This window comes from Terriglobales bacterium, from assembly GCA_035567895.1.
In the GTDB taxonomy this organism is placed as follows: domain Bacteria; phylum Acidobacteriota; class Terriglobia; order Terriglobales; family Acidobacteriaceae; genus Gp1-AA112.
In genome coordinates this window covers 90187-103861 of sequence record DATMPC010000013.1, presented here as the reverse complement: position 1 = coordinate 103861, position 13675 = coordinate 90187, and the positions used below count along the sequence as shown (strand labels likewise).

The 13675-nt window shown below is 57.0% G+C and carries 11 protein-coding genes; 7 read left to right on the top strand and 4 right to left on the bottom strand.

Annotated elements, in window-relative coordinates; all coding sequences use genetic code 11:
* The first annotated feature begins 108 nt into the window (after positions 1-108).
* The 3 genes from gltX (at position 109) to VNX88_04290 (ending at position 6317) form a co-directional block, all read left to right on the top strand.
* Complete coding sequence (gltX, locus tag VNX88_04300; protein HWY67861.1) at positions 109-1620, top strand: glutamate--tRNA ligase; 1512 nt, start codon at positions 109-111, stop codon at positions 1618-1620.
* A 175-nt stretch (positions 1621-1795) separates the two neighbouring features.
* Entirely contained in the window at positions 1796-4024 is a 2229-nt protein-coding gene (locus VNX88_04295; protein ID HWY67860.1) for a bifunctional (p)ppGpp synthetase/guanosine-3',5'-bis(diphosphate) 3'-pyrophosphohydrolase, read from the top strand.
* A gap of 376 nt (positions 4025-4400) precedes the next feature.
* Positions 4401-6317: a YCF48-related protein gene (locus tag VNX88_04290; GenBank protein ID HWY67859.1), complete on the top strand. Its 1917-nt coding sequence runs from the start codon at positions 4401-4403 to the stop codon at positions 6315-6317.
* A gap of 343 nt (positions 6318-6660) precedes the next feature.
* On the opposite strand, the gene VNX88_04285 is transcribed toward VNX88_04290, so the two are convergent.
* Positions 6661-7542 (bottom strand): response regulator, encoded by an 882-nt coding sequence (locus VNX88_04285; GenBank protein ID HWY67858.1) that lies wholly within the window; start codon positions 7540-7542, stop codon positions 6661-6663.
* Positions 7543-7797: 255 nt separating this feature from the next.
* Here VNX88_04285 and VNX88_04280 point away from each other — a divergent pair, with 255 nt between their 5' ends.
* From VNX88_04280 to ogt, 4 genes are all read left to right on the top strand, one after another.
* Positions 7798-7947, top strand: coding sequence for a hypothetical protein (locus VNX88_04280; protein ID HWY67857.1), 150 nt, complete (start codon positions 7798-7800; stop codon positions 7945-7947).
* 3 nt (positions 7948-7950) lie between these two features.
* Entirely contained in the window at positions 7951-8856 is a 906-nt protein-coding gene (locus tag VNX88_04275; GenBank protein ID HWY67856.1) for an alpha/beta hydrolase, read from the top strand.
* A gap of 8 nt (positions 8857-8864) precedes the next feature.
* Positions 8865-9848, top strand: a complete 984-nt coding sequence (locus VNX88_04270) for an alpha/beta hydrolase (GenBank protein HWY67855.1) — start codon at positions 8865-8867, stop codon at positions 9846-9848.
* A 274-nt stretch (positions 9849-10122) separates the two neighbouring features.
* Complete coding sequence (gene ogt, locus VNX88_04265; protein ID HWY67854.1) at positions 10123-10665, top strand: methylated-DNA--[protein]-cysteine S-methyltransferase; 543 nt, start codon at positions 10123-10125, stop codon at positions 10663-10665.
* A 127-nt stretch (positions 10666-10792) separates the two neighbouring features.
* Here ogt and VNX88_04260 read toward each other — a convergent pair whose 3' ends face one another.
* The 3 genes from VNX88_04260 to pyrR are packed head-to-tail and all read right to left on the bottom strand — an operon-like array spanning position 10793 to position 13652.
* Entirely contained in the window at positions 10793-12088 is a 1296-nt protein-coding gene (locus VNX88_04260) for a dihydroorotase (protein ID HWY67853.1), read from the bottom strand.
* Positions 12085-13077 carry an aspartate carbamoyltransferase catalytic subunit gene (locus VNX88_04255; GenBank protein ID HWY67852.1) on the bottom strand — a complete coding sequence of 331 codons (993 nt, stop codon included), beginning with the start codon at positions 13075-13077 and terminating at the stop codon, positions 12085-12087. The genes VNX88_04260 and VNX88_04255 overlap by 4 nt, the downstream gene beginning before the upstream one ends.
* A complete protein-coding gene (gene pyrR, locus VNX88_04250) occupies positions 13074-13652 on the bottom strand; it encodes a bifunctional pyr operon transcriptional regulator/uracil phosphoribosyltransferase PyrR (protein HWY67851.1) in 579 nt (192 codons plus the stop codon). The genes VNX88_04255 and pyrR overlap by 4 nt, the downstream gene beginning before the upstream one ends.
* Positions 13653-13675 lie beyond the last annotated feature (23 nt).

Sequence of the window (13675 nt, the reverse complement as noted above, 5' to 3'; positions counted from 1 at the left end):
GACTGTGGCCCTCTACTACTGTCGCTCCGAATAGTGAGATAGAAACTCTGAGCTGCGGGTTGTCCTGTTCGGGCGCGAATTAGTTTTGTCTTTGTTACCATCGATTGCGTGAGGTCCTCAGACAAAGTCCGCGTCCGCTTTGCCCCATCGCCCACCGGGCTATTGCACGTGGGAAATGCACGGACTGCCCTCTATAACTGGCTCTTTGCCCGCCAAAAGAAAGGAATCCACGTACTCCGAATTGAGGACACCGACGTGGAACGAAGCGAGGCTCGGTTCGAAACACAACTGCTCGAGGATCTGCGCTGGTTGGGCATCGACTGGGACGAGGGTCCCGATGTTGGCGGTCACTTTGCCCCATATCGGCAAAGCGATCGCATGGATATCTACCAGCGATACGCCGAGCGTCTGCTCGATGAAGACAAAGCCTATCTTTGTTTCTGCAGCGCCGAAGATCTGGAACGCGAACGTCAGGCCGCGGCCGCGGAGCATCGCCCCCAGGTGTACTCGGGCAAGTGCAGGCAGTGCGATCCGGCAGAAGCGAAGCAGCGCCGTACAAGCGGTGAAGCCGCTGCGATCCGTCTGAAGATTCCCGAGCACCCGATCCACTTCCACGACATCGTTCGCGGCGACGTCACCTTCGACAACGAATCGGTGAGCGACCCGATTATCGTGCGCTCTTCTGGCATTCCGGTCTACAACTACGTGGTCGTCATCGATGACGCCGAGATGAAGATCACGCACGTGATCCGCGGAGATGACCATCTCTCAAACACTCCGAAGCAAGTGGCGCTCTACCAAGCGCTCGGATTTCCCGTGCCGGAGTTCGCGCATCTATCCACGATCCTTGGGCCTGATCGTGAGCGGCTCTCCAAGCGCCACGGCGCGACTTCGATTTCGCAGTTTCGCGATATGGGGATTTTGCCGGAAGCTCTCGTCAATTACTTGGCGTTGTTGGGCTGGGCGCCAAGCGGCGGCACACGGGAAACTTTCACACCAAAGGAGTTGATCAAGGAATTCTCGCTGGAACGCGTGACTCCCTCCCCTGCGATCTTCGATTTCGACAAGTTGTACTGGCTGAACCGGCACTACATTAAAGCAGCCGATCCGCAGCGGATCGTTGAGTTGGCGCTGCCTTACTTTCGTGAATCAGGATTGCTTCCAAATGTTGAGAGTCCTGAGGTGCGCTCATGGGTGGAAAAGGTGATCGCGCTCCTCGTGCCGTATGTGGACCGGCTGGACCAGTTGCCCGAGAAAGCCAAGTTCCTGCTGAGCTATGACGCTGAGGCAGCAGTTAAGGCCGAAGACAATCAAGCCCTTCTTACGTCCGACATCGGGCGCAAAGTCATTGCCGAGTTCGCAACCCGCGTCCGCGCGGGAAGCAACGGGTTCACACCCGAAAGCTTCAAGGCCATCGTCAACGAGGTAAAAGAAGGGACGGGAGCAAAAGGGAAAGACTTATTCCATCCGATTCGCATCATCATCACAGGTTCCCATTCTGGTCCGGACTTCGATCGCGTGATTCCTCTCATCGAAGCTGGTGAGCGCCTCTCGCTCCCACAGCATGTGCTAAGCGTGCGCGAGCGTGTGGAAGCGTTTGAAAGAGCTTGGCGTCGCTGACGAAGACCAGACCGAAGGGTGAACACGAAGGTCACGAAGGGAACAGAAAAGGTCACGGAGATTCTTTATGAAGCCTCATCGTGACCTCTTGAGTTGCCCTCGTGACCTTCGTGTTCGCCTTTTCGGCATTGATGTCTTTTCCAACACCAGCCAAAAACCGCAGCTATAATCAATCATGGCGACACTGCGCCAGCAGATCGCGACCAACGTCCTCACAGCCACAAAATTCCGTGACCTGCTGAAACTGGTTCGCGACAACCGTCCGGGTGATGATCTGGACATCATCCAGCGCGCCTACGAGTTCTCCCTCCAGCATCACAACGGTCAAACCCGCGCATCCGGCGAACCCTATCTAGTTCATCCCCTCGAAGTAGCGCTCGTCCTGGCAGAGATGAAACTGGATTCGACGGCAATCGCCGCCGGACTGCTGCACGACGCAGTGGAAGATACCGATGTCACGAATAACCAAATCGAGGAAAAGTTCGGCACGCCGGTAGCCCACATCGTCGACGGCGTCACCAAGATCGCGAAGATCAATCTGGCAAGCCGGGAAGAACGGCAAGCGGAAAACGTCCGCAAGATGGTACTGGCTATGACGGACGACATTCGAGTCGTCCTCATCAAGCTTGCCGACCGGCTCCACAACATGCGCACGCTGGAGCATCTTCCCGCCGATCGTCAGCAGCATATAGCGCAGGAGACGCTCGATATCTACGCTCCCCTGGCTCATCGCCTGGGCATGGGCAAAGTTCGAGGCGAACTCGAAGACCTTGCCTTTCAGTATATCGATCCTATCGGCTACAACCAGATCAAAGAGCAAGTGGAAGCGCGGCGTAAGCAAGGCGAGGCCTTCCTCGACAAGACAGTTGCTTTTATCCGCGAGAAGCTGAAAGAGAACGGTGTCGAGGCACGAGTCGATCACCGCATCAAGCGGCTCTACAGCATCTCGCAGAAACTCCAGCGCCAGCGGATTACGGTCGACCAGGTCTATGACCTGCTGGCCATTCGCATCATCACCTCATCGGTTAAAGACTGTTACAGCGCGCTTGGTGCGATTCATAGTATCTGGCGGCCGGTTCCGGGACGAATCAAAGACTTCATCGCCATGCCGAGGCCAAATCTGTATCAGTCTCTGCACACCACGGTCATGGCGGAAGGTGGCATGCAGTTTGAAGTGCAGATACGCACCGAAGACATGCACAAGATGGCCGAGGACGGCATCGCGGCCCACTGGAAGTACAAGGACGGAACACCGGTCAACGCCAAAGACGAACAGCGTCTCTCGTGGTTGCGGCAGGTTGTAGAGTGGCAGCGCGACGTTGCCGATCCCAATGAGTTCCTTTCCACTCTCAAGATCGACCTCTATCCGGAAGAGGTTTACACGTTCACTCCAAAAGGCAAAGTTGTAATCCTTCCGCGCGACGCGACTTGCATTGATTTCGCCTATCACATCCACACCGAGGTCGGTAACACCTGCGTAGGGGCCAAGGTCAACGGGCGTATCGTTCCACTTCGATACAAAATGCGGAACGGCGATATCGTCGAGATCATCACGCAGACGGGACACCAGCCAAGTCGTGACTGGCTGGGATTCGTCAAGTCCTCACGCGCTCGGAACAAGATCAAGCATTGGCTATTGGTTCACCAGCGCGAGCGTGCCGTGGAAATCGGCCGAAAGGTGCTGGAAAAGGAAGCTCGCAAATACAAGGTCAGTTTGAAAGAGGTTACGCCCGAGAGGTACGCGGCCGTCGCCAGTGAGTACGGCATTGGTGGAAACGAGCAAGATCTGATTGCCTCGATCGGCTACGGTAAGTTCTCCGCTCGCGCCGTGCTGAACAAACTTGTTCCAAATGCCGCAGGTGGCGCTGAGCCCGAGCCGGAGGAAGAAGACAAGAGCCTAATCGGCGGCATGATCCGCAAAGTCTTCGGTGACGACAGCGGATCACTCAAAGTCCAGGGCCACGACGAGCTGCTTGTGTATCGCGCACGCTGCTGTAATCCGATTCGGGGCGAGGACATTGTCGGCTACGTAACTCGGGGTAAAGGCGTCGCGGTTCACGCAAAATCTTGTCCGAACGTGACGAACCTGATGTACGAACCCGACCGACGCATCAATGTAACTTGGGGCCGGCCAAGCGCTTCGGTCTCCGGCCCGGCAAAGGCGACGTATCCGGTGAAGCTCACGGTAGTTTGCGATGACCGCACTGGGATGCTGAAGCAGGTCACTGCTGCGATTAGCGACGACAACACCAACATCCGTCACATGGACGTCCGCACCGGCGACACGCGCGCATCGATCGACATAACGATTGATATCGAGGACGTCAAGCACCTGGAGCGCATCGTCTCTGGCATCCGCCGCATTCCCGGAATTATTGACGTGCAGCGGCTGAAGAAGATCTAGCGCGGGCTGGATCGCTAACCTCACTGATGGGACTTGACGCTGCTGTCCTGAGCCTCTATTTTGCGCGAAAGACGTCCCGCCAATGTTTCAGACCAGGTTGCGGCCCCTTACGATTTCGCCAAGGGCCAGTGCCGGGCCCAGAATCACAGGCTTTCCATGTTGATTGCCATACCGAAGGTACTCTTCAGGTGTTTTCCTGAATCAAAACAAATCCAATCAGCTACTCTGTTTTCAATCACTTAGCACAGCGTGACCAAGGTCCAGTTAGAAACTGGGTACCTTTCGTCATCTATCCCCGCTCGCGCCGCCGATGGCATTGTTAACGCGCCCTTCTCCCAAACTTGCGAGTTACCAAAGTCACTGGAGGACCGTGTCCATGTTTCGCAAACGATGGTGGTTGGCCTTGGCATCGGCCTGCGTAGTTTCTTTCTTTATCGGCTATGCTCACGGCGCGACGCCGCAGATGCTCGGCCCGGACGGTGGCGACGCTCGGTCACTGTCTTACGATCCGAAGAACCCCGACCGCATCCTGCTGGGTACCAGTTCGGGACAGATTTTTGAATCTCGTGATCGCGGTCTTTCGTGGAACCGCTTTGCCCATGTAGGTACCGGATCTGATTACGTACTCGACCACATCATTTTTGATCCGACCAATTCCCGCAAATTGTACGTTGCCGCCTGGAGCATCGAACGCGAAACGGGTGAACTCTTCCGCTCGAACAATGGCGGGAAATCTTTCGAGTCGCTGAGCGGTATGAAGGGCAAGTCGATCCGCTCCTTCGCGATGGCTCCGTCGAATTCCAGGATTATCATCGCCGGCGCACTAGATGGCGTTTTCCGTTCGGAAGACGGTGGCGATCATTGGACACGCATCTCGCCTGAAGGTCACAAGGACATCAAGAACATCGAGTCGCTGGCGATCGACCCAACCAACCTTGAGGTGATTTACGCCGGCACCTGGCACCTCGCGTGGAAGACCGAGGACGGCGGAAATAACTGGCATCAGATCAAGAATGGCGTCATCGACGACTCCGACGTTTTCTCGCTGATCATCGATCCGAAGCAGCCCTCGACGGTGTACTTGAGCGCCTGCTCTGGGATTTACAAGAGCAGCAATAACGGTGAGCTTTTCCGTAAGGCCCAGGGAATTCCGTTTTCGGCACGGCGTACGCGCGTACTGAAGCAGGATCCGAACAATCCGGATGTGGTCTTCGCCGGCACGACTGAAGGTCTTTGGAAGACACAGGACGCCGGCACGACCTGGCATCGCGTAACTGCTCCAAACATCATCGTCAACGACGTGATGATCGATCCACGTGATTCTACCCGCGTGATGCTCGCGACCGACCGCAGTGGCGTGTTGCTCAGCACCAACAACTCAGCATCGTTCACCGCATCGAACGAAGGCTTCGCTCACCGTCAGGTGCGCGCGCTGCTCGCCGACAACAAGAACTCCAGCGTCCTTTACGCCGGCATGGTCAATGACAAGGAATTCGGCGGTGTCTTCGTCACTCGTGATGGTGGACAACGCTGGTCGCAGCTCAGCAACGGACTGAATGGCCGCGACGTTTTTACGCTCGCCCAGGATGAAAAGGGCAACATCTACGCCGGAACCAACGCTGGTCTCTTCCGCCTGGCTCAAAACACTCGCATGTGGACGCGTGTGATCCTGCCCGGCATGATGCCTAACGTTCCCGATCTGGCCATCGCGGGCAACACGATGTTTGTGCCGACCACATCTGGGGCATTGCTCATCTCGCGTGATATGGGCAAGACCTGGACCCAACAGCATGCCGTTAAGAAAGAACCTTTCCTGAGGGTTCGCGCTAACAACGGCATGATTGCCGCCGCAACTTACACCACGCTGCTGGTCTCAGCAGATGGTGGCAAACACTTCAACGTGGAGCAGAGCCTGCCAGTGACACTGATCACGGGGATCACCGTTGATTCCGACCAGAACCTCTGGATCGCGTCAGCGCAGGGCCTCTTCTGCCAGCAGAAGGGCGGAAGCTGGCAGCCGATGTCCACCGATCTGCCCAAGACGAAGATCACATCACTGGACTACGACCAGAGCAGTCATCATCTGCTCGCGATCGTCGATGGATCCAGCGAAGTTTTCGGTAGCGCCGATGGACAGAAATGGCATCGCATGCAAGATGCAGGCCTGCCACTGCACCGCGCGATTCCAATGCGTGATCGGATGTTTGCCCTCAGCCTGTATGAAGGCATCGTGAGCTTCGAAGGCAGCAACCGCATCAGCGCTCGCATGGAAGAGCCTACCGGCAACAAATAAAGTTCGATTTCACCCCTGACCGGAGAGGGCGGAACCAGAATGTAGGTTCCGCCCATTTTTTTTGGCATGTTGCGCTGCATCGATTCTGCGCAGCCTGCCCACGGATGATTCTAAGACTGTCATCCTGAGCCGTCTTTTGGGCGAAGGATCTCCCGCGATGTGTCGGGCTTACTTGCGGTATTCCGGCACTTCGGCCACGAATTCTCGTGAAGGAGCCGCGACCAAGCAAATGAGCTTGAGACATTCCCGGGAGATCCTTCGCACAAAAGAGGGGCTCAGGATGACAGTGAGGGTGGTGACTCAGGGACGATAATCGAGTCAAACAACAAAGTAGCTCGATGCTCTACGCAGTGGCAGCAGTAGTTGTCGATACACGCTTGTTCGCTGAGCGTCGCCATTCGAGCAAAAGCTGGACTTGGTTTGCGAGTAGTCGCAGCGCCTGTTTTTGCTGCGGGGTAATCGAGCGCGGTTCCTGCGCAATCACGCAGACGCTTCCTAACGCTTCTCCATCAGGTGTGTTTAGCGGCGAACCCGCGTAAAAGCGGACACGGGGACCAGCCGAGACGAGCGGATTCCCGGCGAAGCGTTCATCCTTAGTCGCATCTTCCACCACCATTACCTCGTGATCCATGATGGCGTGCGCGCAGAACGAGAGTTCGCGCGGTACCTCATTGGCGACGAATCCAACCATCGACTTGAACCAGAGCCGGTCAGAATCGACAAACGTAATCATTGCGCCGGGCGTTTCGCAGATGATCGCCGCAAGCTGCGCCAGATCGTCGAACGACTTTTCCGGGAGACTGTCGAGGATGTCGTAAGACTTGAGTGCCGCGACTCGCTGAACTTCGTTGTGAGGAATTGGAACCGACTCCACTGATTTCACTGCGCGTGCCAGATCCTCGGTGGTGTAAGGCTTATTGAGGAACGATGCGGCACCCATCTCTCTGGCCTTACGGATGTCGATGGCAAACGTCGGTGAAGCCGCCACAATCACTTTGGCTTGCAATTCGGGATGCTTCCGCAGACGAGCGCAGAGCTGCAAGCCGTGCAGTTTAGGCAGAACCAGCTCGAGGACCACGATCTCAGGCTGCATCTGCTCAATCAGTTGCAGTCCCGTCACACCGTCTGTCGCCGTCCGGACTTTGTAGCCCCTGCGCTCCAATTCAGCCCGGCTGGATTCCAGCAGCTCTTCATCGAAGTCGATCAGCGCAATTTTTGTGGCCATGGGCCCGTCCAGAATGCGGAGTCCTAAGAGGTACGGAGGGAAATCTTACCTCGGATTGCTGCTTTCGGCGCGTCAAAATGGCCGCTCCCACGCTACCTGCCTGGATGTGGAAACCAGGCGCTACCCGCCAAGATTGCTCAATTTTGAACCCGTCAGTGCTCCAATCAAGTCGCTAAAGATTCTGATAGCGACGCCCTCTGCCGAAATGGCCTACTGGGCCTCACCCCGATACTTCGGGTGTTTAAGGAGAGCGTTATGTCTGCGAAGACTTGTGCAGCTTGCGACTACAAGCTGGATGGGAATGCTATCGAGGTCAAGATCGGTGGCAAGACGGTTGAGGTGTGCTGTGACGAGTGCGCACAGAAGCTGAGGGAAGCACACGCTTCGGCCTCGAGGAAGGGCTGAGACATGGAGAGAGGCAAACCAACGCCGATCCGGCGCAGTGTCAAGACTGCGTCGGGTCATATCAGCTACATGGAGCAGGGCACAGGACCAACTGCGCTGTTTGTGCACGGCGTTCTTCTGAATAGTCACCTGTGGCGTCATCAGGTGGAGCATTTGTCCGACATTCGGCGCTGCATCGCTGTAGACCTGCTTGCGCATGGTGATACTGAGATCCGCCCGGACCAAGAAGTATCCGTAACGGCGAATGCGCAGATGCTCAAGGGAGTTCTCGATGCCTTGAACATCGAGCAAGTCGATCTGGTCGGCAACGACAGCGGTGGGGGTATTGCGCAGATATTCTCCGCTTTATATTCAGAGCGGATCCGCAGCCTCACTCTCACCAACTGCGATGCACACGACAATTGGCCGCCAGAAGCCTTTAAACCGTTCCTGGCGATGGCGGCAGAAGGCGGCCTGAGGGGTACGCTCGACGCGATGTTGTCGGACAAGAGCATTTATCGCTCTCCGCAAGCTCTGGGGCCAGCGTACGAACATCCTGAACTCGTCAGCGACGAAAGTATCGAAACATACTTGCGCCCGCTGGTCAGGACCGAGCAACGCACGCGCGACCTGGAGCGCTTTCTCGCAGCCTTCGATAACAGGCACACGCTCGCTATCGAAGCGCGCCTGAAGACGCTCAAGGCGCCCACGCTCATCGTCTGGGGTACGGATGATGCGTACTTCGACGTAAAGTGGTCACGCTGGTTGGCCGATACCATTCCTGGAACCAGACGCCGTGTCGAGTTCAAGGGCGCGAGAATCTTCTTTCCCGAGGAGCGTTGGGAAGATTTCAACAACGAACTGCGTGCCCACTGGCAGGCGGCAGAGCAGGAGGCGTTTGCGCTTCTGGCAGCGGCAGAATCCCATTAAGGAACGGCATGGATCGTAGACGCTTCATTGAAACTGCGGGCAGTGCACTCGCTGGGGCCGCATTCGCAGGATGCACTGCTCGCATGTTTAGCGTTACAACGCCAGCAACCGTTCGCGTTGCAATGGATGCCGCAGCATTCCATGCTACCCGACGCTTTGTACGAACCAGCTTCGGCAAGATCGCATACGTAGAGCGTGGCACCGGGGATGTAGCTCTGTTCCTGCACGGCTTTCCGCTCAATGGTTTTCAATGGCGAGGTTCGCTCGACCTCCTGTCGCCGTATCGCCGCTGCATTGCTCCCGATTTCCTGGCGATGGGCTACACCGAGGTTGCCGAAGGACAGAGCGTCGGGCCCAAGGCGCAAGTCGCGATGCTTGTGGCATTGCTGGACAGGCTATCGATTCCAAGCGTTGATCTCATCGCCAACGACAGCGGCGGTGCGGTCGCACAGTTACTCGTCACTCAGCACCCGCGGCGCGTTCGCACCTTGTTGCTCACCAATTGCGATACTGAACCCGACAGTCCTCCGGCCGCAATGCTCCCCGTAATCGCGCTCTCAAGAGAAGGCAAGTTCGTGGACGAATGGCTGGCACCTTGGCGCGCTGACAAGGAGCGTGCACGTTCGAAGGATGGCATTGGCGGGATGTGTTACGGGGATCCAACACATCCGACCGATGAAGCGATCGAGACTTATTTCACTCCGCTCGTGAACACACCTCGGCGGAAGGCCCTCGTGCACGCATATGCCATTGCACTCGAGCAGAATCCACTGGCAGGGATCGAGGCCGCACTCAAGGTTTGCAAAGTCCCAACGCGGATTGTCTGGGGTACGAGCGATACGATCTTCTCGCAGGCGAGCTCCAACTATCTCGACCGAACCTTCGGCAACTCCCGCGGAGTGCGGCGTCTTGACGGAAGCAAGCTGTTCTGGCCGGAAGAACGCCCTGACGTGATCGCGGAAGAGGCGCGGAGACTGTGGGACATTGCTTAGTGTAAGTACAACGCCGAGCGATTTTTACTATGTTGTGGCACAGCCGCCCTCGGCTGTGGCTCCGCCAAGGTGAATGCTCTGCGGAACAGCTTGCGACGCGTACGAGCCTGCTTGACTCAACAAATTGAGTTTATGCGCCGAGAACAATGACCTGCTTGACCACGAAATGAATAGAAACTGGTGGAGAGACTTTCATCAAAGCTTGTGTCGGCTTTGAGCAGAGCCACAGCCGAGGATAGCTGTGCCACAAAGTTGAGTTTTTACTGATGCAGGAATGAACAAGAATCAAGTTCTCCACTTATTGATCGATCGAATCGATACGCCAATCGGCGAGATGTTGATTGTGGCCGACCATAATGGGAATCTGCGTGCCACTGACTGGCGGGAGTATGAAGACCGAATGCATCGCCTCCTTCAGATCCACTACGGTGAAAACGGATTCAGACTCGAACCAATTCGCAATCCGAACGGCTTGAGCGACACGATTAGACGTTACTTTGCAGGAGAGCTTCAGTCGATCGATGTCATTCCGGTGCAAACAGCGGGTACTCCGTTCCAGCGAGAAGTCTGGCGTGCGCTGCGAAAGATCATGTGCGGCACAACAATCTCTTACGCAAAACTAGCCGAGCAAATTGGACGTCCGGCTGCAGTAAGAGCGGTTGGCCTGGCTAATGGCTCAAATCCGATTGGTGTGGTTGTGCCTTGTCATCGGGTGATTGGTACGAACGGTTCGCTTACCGGCTACGGTGGCGGCATCGAGCGCAAACGCTGGCTTTTAGAGCACGAGGGCTGGGCAGGCTCTTGCTTGGCTGCGTAACGACCGACTTAACTTCGTGCCGCGAGAAGTGGCACGATTGTCTGGTTCTCGCGTGATTCTCCAAATGGGTTGGTGAGCAGGTTTAGAGCTGCTGACTTACTGACATCGCTGCTCGGAAAGCAAGCAATTACAGCGACCACACCACGCGCCCATCCACAATCGTGTATTGCACACGGCCCCGCAGGCGCTTTCCAATAAAAGGCGAGTTCTTCGATTTGGATTTGGATTCCTTCGCTGTGAATGTCCATTCCTCTGCTGGATCGAAGACAACTATGTTTGCGGGAGCACCAACACGGAGTACGCCTGCTTCTTTCCAGCCCATGACACTGGCGGGATTCGAGGACAGCCAGCGCACCGCGAGTTGCGGATCCCCACCCGCGACCATCAGGGCAATGGGCAATGCGGTTTCGAGACCGGTAATACCAAATGGCGCGCGATCGAACTCCTGGTCTTTTTCATGGGCGGCATGGGGAGCGTGGTCGGTGGCGATGCAATCGATGCTGCCGTCGTGCAGTCCCTCCCACATCGCCTGGCGGTCGGATTCGTCGCGCAGCGGCGGATTCATCTTGCAGTTGGTGTCATAGTCGCCGACTTCTTCGTCCGTGAGCAGCAGATGATGTGGCGTGACTTCGCAGGTGACGTGTACTCCACGCTTTCGTGCCTTACGCACCTGCTCAAGTGCTGCCGCCGTCGAGAGGTGGGCAACGTGCAGGTGTGCCTTGGTTTCTGATGCGAGTTCAATGTCGCGGGCGACGATTGAGGCTTCTGCTTCTGGCTTTACTCCACGCAAACCGAGCCTGAACGATGTAGGGCCGTCATGCATGGAGCATCCCTGAGTCATGCGCGTGTCTTCGGCGTGCTGGATCACCGGAATGCCGAGCTCGTGGGCCGCTTGCAATGCCTCGCGCATGATGGCGTTACCCAAAATGGGACGCCCATCGTCCGTCACCGCAACCGCGCCAGCCTCCACTAATGCCTTGAAGTTGGTCAGCCGCTCGCCATTGCTGCCCATGGTTGCCGCGGCGATGGGATGAACCTTGACCACCGCTCCACGCTCGGGTTTTTGCATCCATCGCGTGATCTCGGGCGAATCGTTCACGGGCGTCGTGTTGGGCATCGTGCATACCGCGGTGAAGCCACCCGCGGCAGCAGCGGCTGTGCCCGTAGCGATGGTCTCTTTGTGGCTTTGCCCGGGCTCGCGCAGATGCACGTGGAGGTCGATGAATCCCGGCGAAACAAGTAAGCGCCGCGCTTCGAGCACGGTTTGGCCACGCTCGGGGATCTTTCCTGCCTGATCAATTGACGTAATGCGTCCATCGTCAATCAACAGGTCGGCTTTCTGCATCTCGCCGGTCTCTGTGATTAGAGTGCCGCCGCTGATTAGTAAAGGCCGCGTGCCCATCGGGCCGGATGTGCGAGTCAAGCACGCCCTCCGAGTGCGCGCAGCAGGATAGCTCTGCGCACCGCAACACCATTGCGCACCTGCTCCAGCACGAGCGATCGCGCACTATCGGCGACTTCGCTGGTGAGCTCCATACCGCGCACCATTGGTCCGGGATGCATCACCAATGCATCGGCAGGCGCAAGCGCCATGCGCTCGGAAGTCAACTGATAATCGCGGATATAGTCGTCAACCGAAAGTTGAAGGCCAGACAAGCGCTCTTTTTGCACTCGCAGCATCATGATGACGTCGGCAGTCGGCAAAGCGGCGTTGAAGTCTCGCATGATGCGTACGCTCGGCGCGATGGTTTCGGCAACGTCGGGCAGCAGCGCGGGAGGTCCGCAGAATGTGACCTGTGCTCCGAGTCGAGTCAGCAGCAGGGCGTTGGAGCGGGCGACGCGGCTGTGAAAGATGTCTCCAACCAGCAACAGCCGCAAACCTTCGAGCGAACGACGATGCTGCAGGATGGTGAAGCAGTCGAGCAGCGCCTGTGAGGGATGCTCGTGCATTCCGTCGCCGGCGTTCACGATCGGCACGGTCAAGTGCCGGGCGAGAACGTGAGGTGCTCCGGAAGAAGGATGGCGGATCACAATGCACTCGGCGCCCATCGCAGCCAGCGTGGCCCCGGTATCGACCAACGATTCGCCCTTTTCGATGCTCGATGCCATTGAACTTACCAGCGTGGTCGTCGCACCCAGCGACTTCGCTGCCAGTTCGAACGAACAGCGCGTCCGCGTGCTCGCTTCATAAAAAAGAAGCGCAACGTGGCGGCGCACAAGCGGAGACTTTCTCGGACTTTCCCGAAAGCGTCCGGCTTCTTTCAGCAGAGAATGAATATCGCTGTCGCTGAGCGACTCGATATCCAGCAGTGAACGCGACGAATGGGAAAACCGCTCCTTGCGGAGCGAAGCAGAACGGATACTGCGGCGGAACGTCTCTGGGCGGCTGCGGGGGTTCGCCCCTGAGCTCATGCCGATACCTTTTCCACCAGAAGAACCTGCTCGCTGGGATCGATCTCTTGCAGCTTTACTTCGATAATTTCGTTTTGCGTCGTTTGCACCGTGCGTCCGATGAAGGCGGCCTCAATGGGAAGCTCGCGATGTCCGCGATCGATCAGCACCAGCAATTGCACCCGGCTGGGACGTCCATGATCGAAGAGTGCGTCGAGCGCGGCGCGAATGGTCCGGCCGGTGTAAAGAACGTCGTCAACGAGGATGATGTTTTTGTCGGTGACGTCGAAGCCGATCTCCATCTTGTTCACCACCGGCTTAGGGCCGGTGGTCGTGAGATCGTCACGATAAAGATTGATGTCGAGCGTACCTACATCGATGGGCGTCTTCTCAATCTTACTTACCAGTCCGGCTAATCGCTTTGCCAGCGGAACTCCACGACGCTTGATGCCGACAAATCCGAGGCGCTCGACTCCGTTGTTTTTCTCGACGATTTCATGCGCCAGGCGAACGAGTGTGCGCTCAATCTCCGACGCCGACATCAGGCGCGCTTTTTCGCGCAGGACGATCTGTGCCTTTGTGCTTTGGGTATTCATGACTGAGGTGGAAGGGCGGACTG

Bases quoted from the DNA above. Each gene is read 5' to 3' on its own strand.
- VNX88_04270 (HWY67855.1), top strand. From the start codon at position 8,865: ATGGATCGTAGACGCTTCATTGAAACTGCGGGCAGTGCACTCGCTGGG.
- VNX88_04275 (HWY67856.1), top strand. From the start codon at position 7,951: ATGGAGAGAGGCAAACCAACGCCGATCCGGCGCAGTGTCAAGACTGCG.
- VNX88_04290 (HWY67859.1), top strand. From the start codon at position 4,401: ATGTTTCGCAAACGATGGTGGTTGGCCTTGGCATCGGCCTGCGTAGTT.
- VNX88_04295 (HWY67860.1), top strand. From the start codon at position 1,796: ATGGCGACACTGCGCCAGCAGATCGCGACCAACGTCCTCACAGCCACA.
- VNX88_04280 (HWY67857.1), top strand. From the start codon at position 7,798: ATGTCTGCGAAGACTTGTGCAGCTTGCGACTACAAGCTGGATGGGAAT.
- ogt (HWY67854.1), top strand. From the start codon at position 10,123: ATGAACAAGAATCAAGTTCTCCACTTATTGATCGATCGAATCGATACG.
- pyrR (HWY67851.1), bottom strand. From the start codon at position 13,652: ATGAATACCCAAAGCACAAAGGCACAGATCGTCCTGCGCGAAAAAGCG.
- VNX88_04255 (HWY67852.1), bottom strand. From the start codon at position 13,077: ATGAGCTCAGGGGCGAACCCCCGCAGCCGCCCAGAGACGTTCCGCCGC.
- VNX88_04285 (HWY67858.1), bottom strand. From the start codon at position 7,542: ATGGCCACAAAAATTGCGCTGATCGACTTCGATGAAGAGCTGCTGGAA.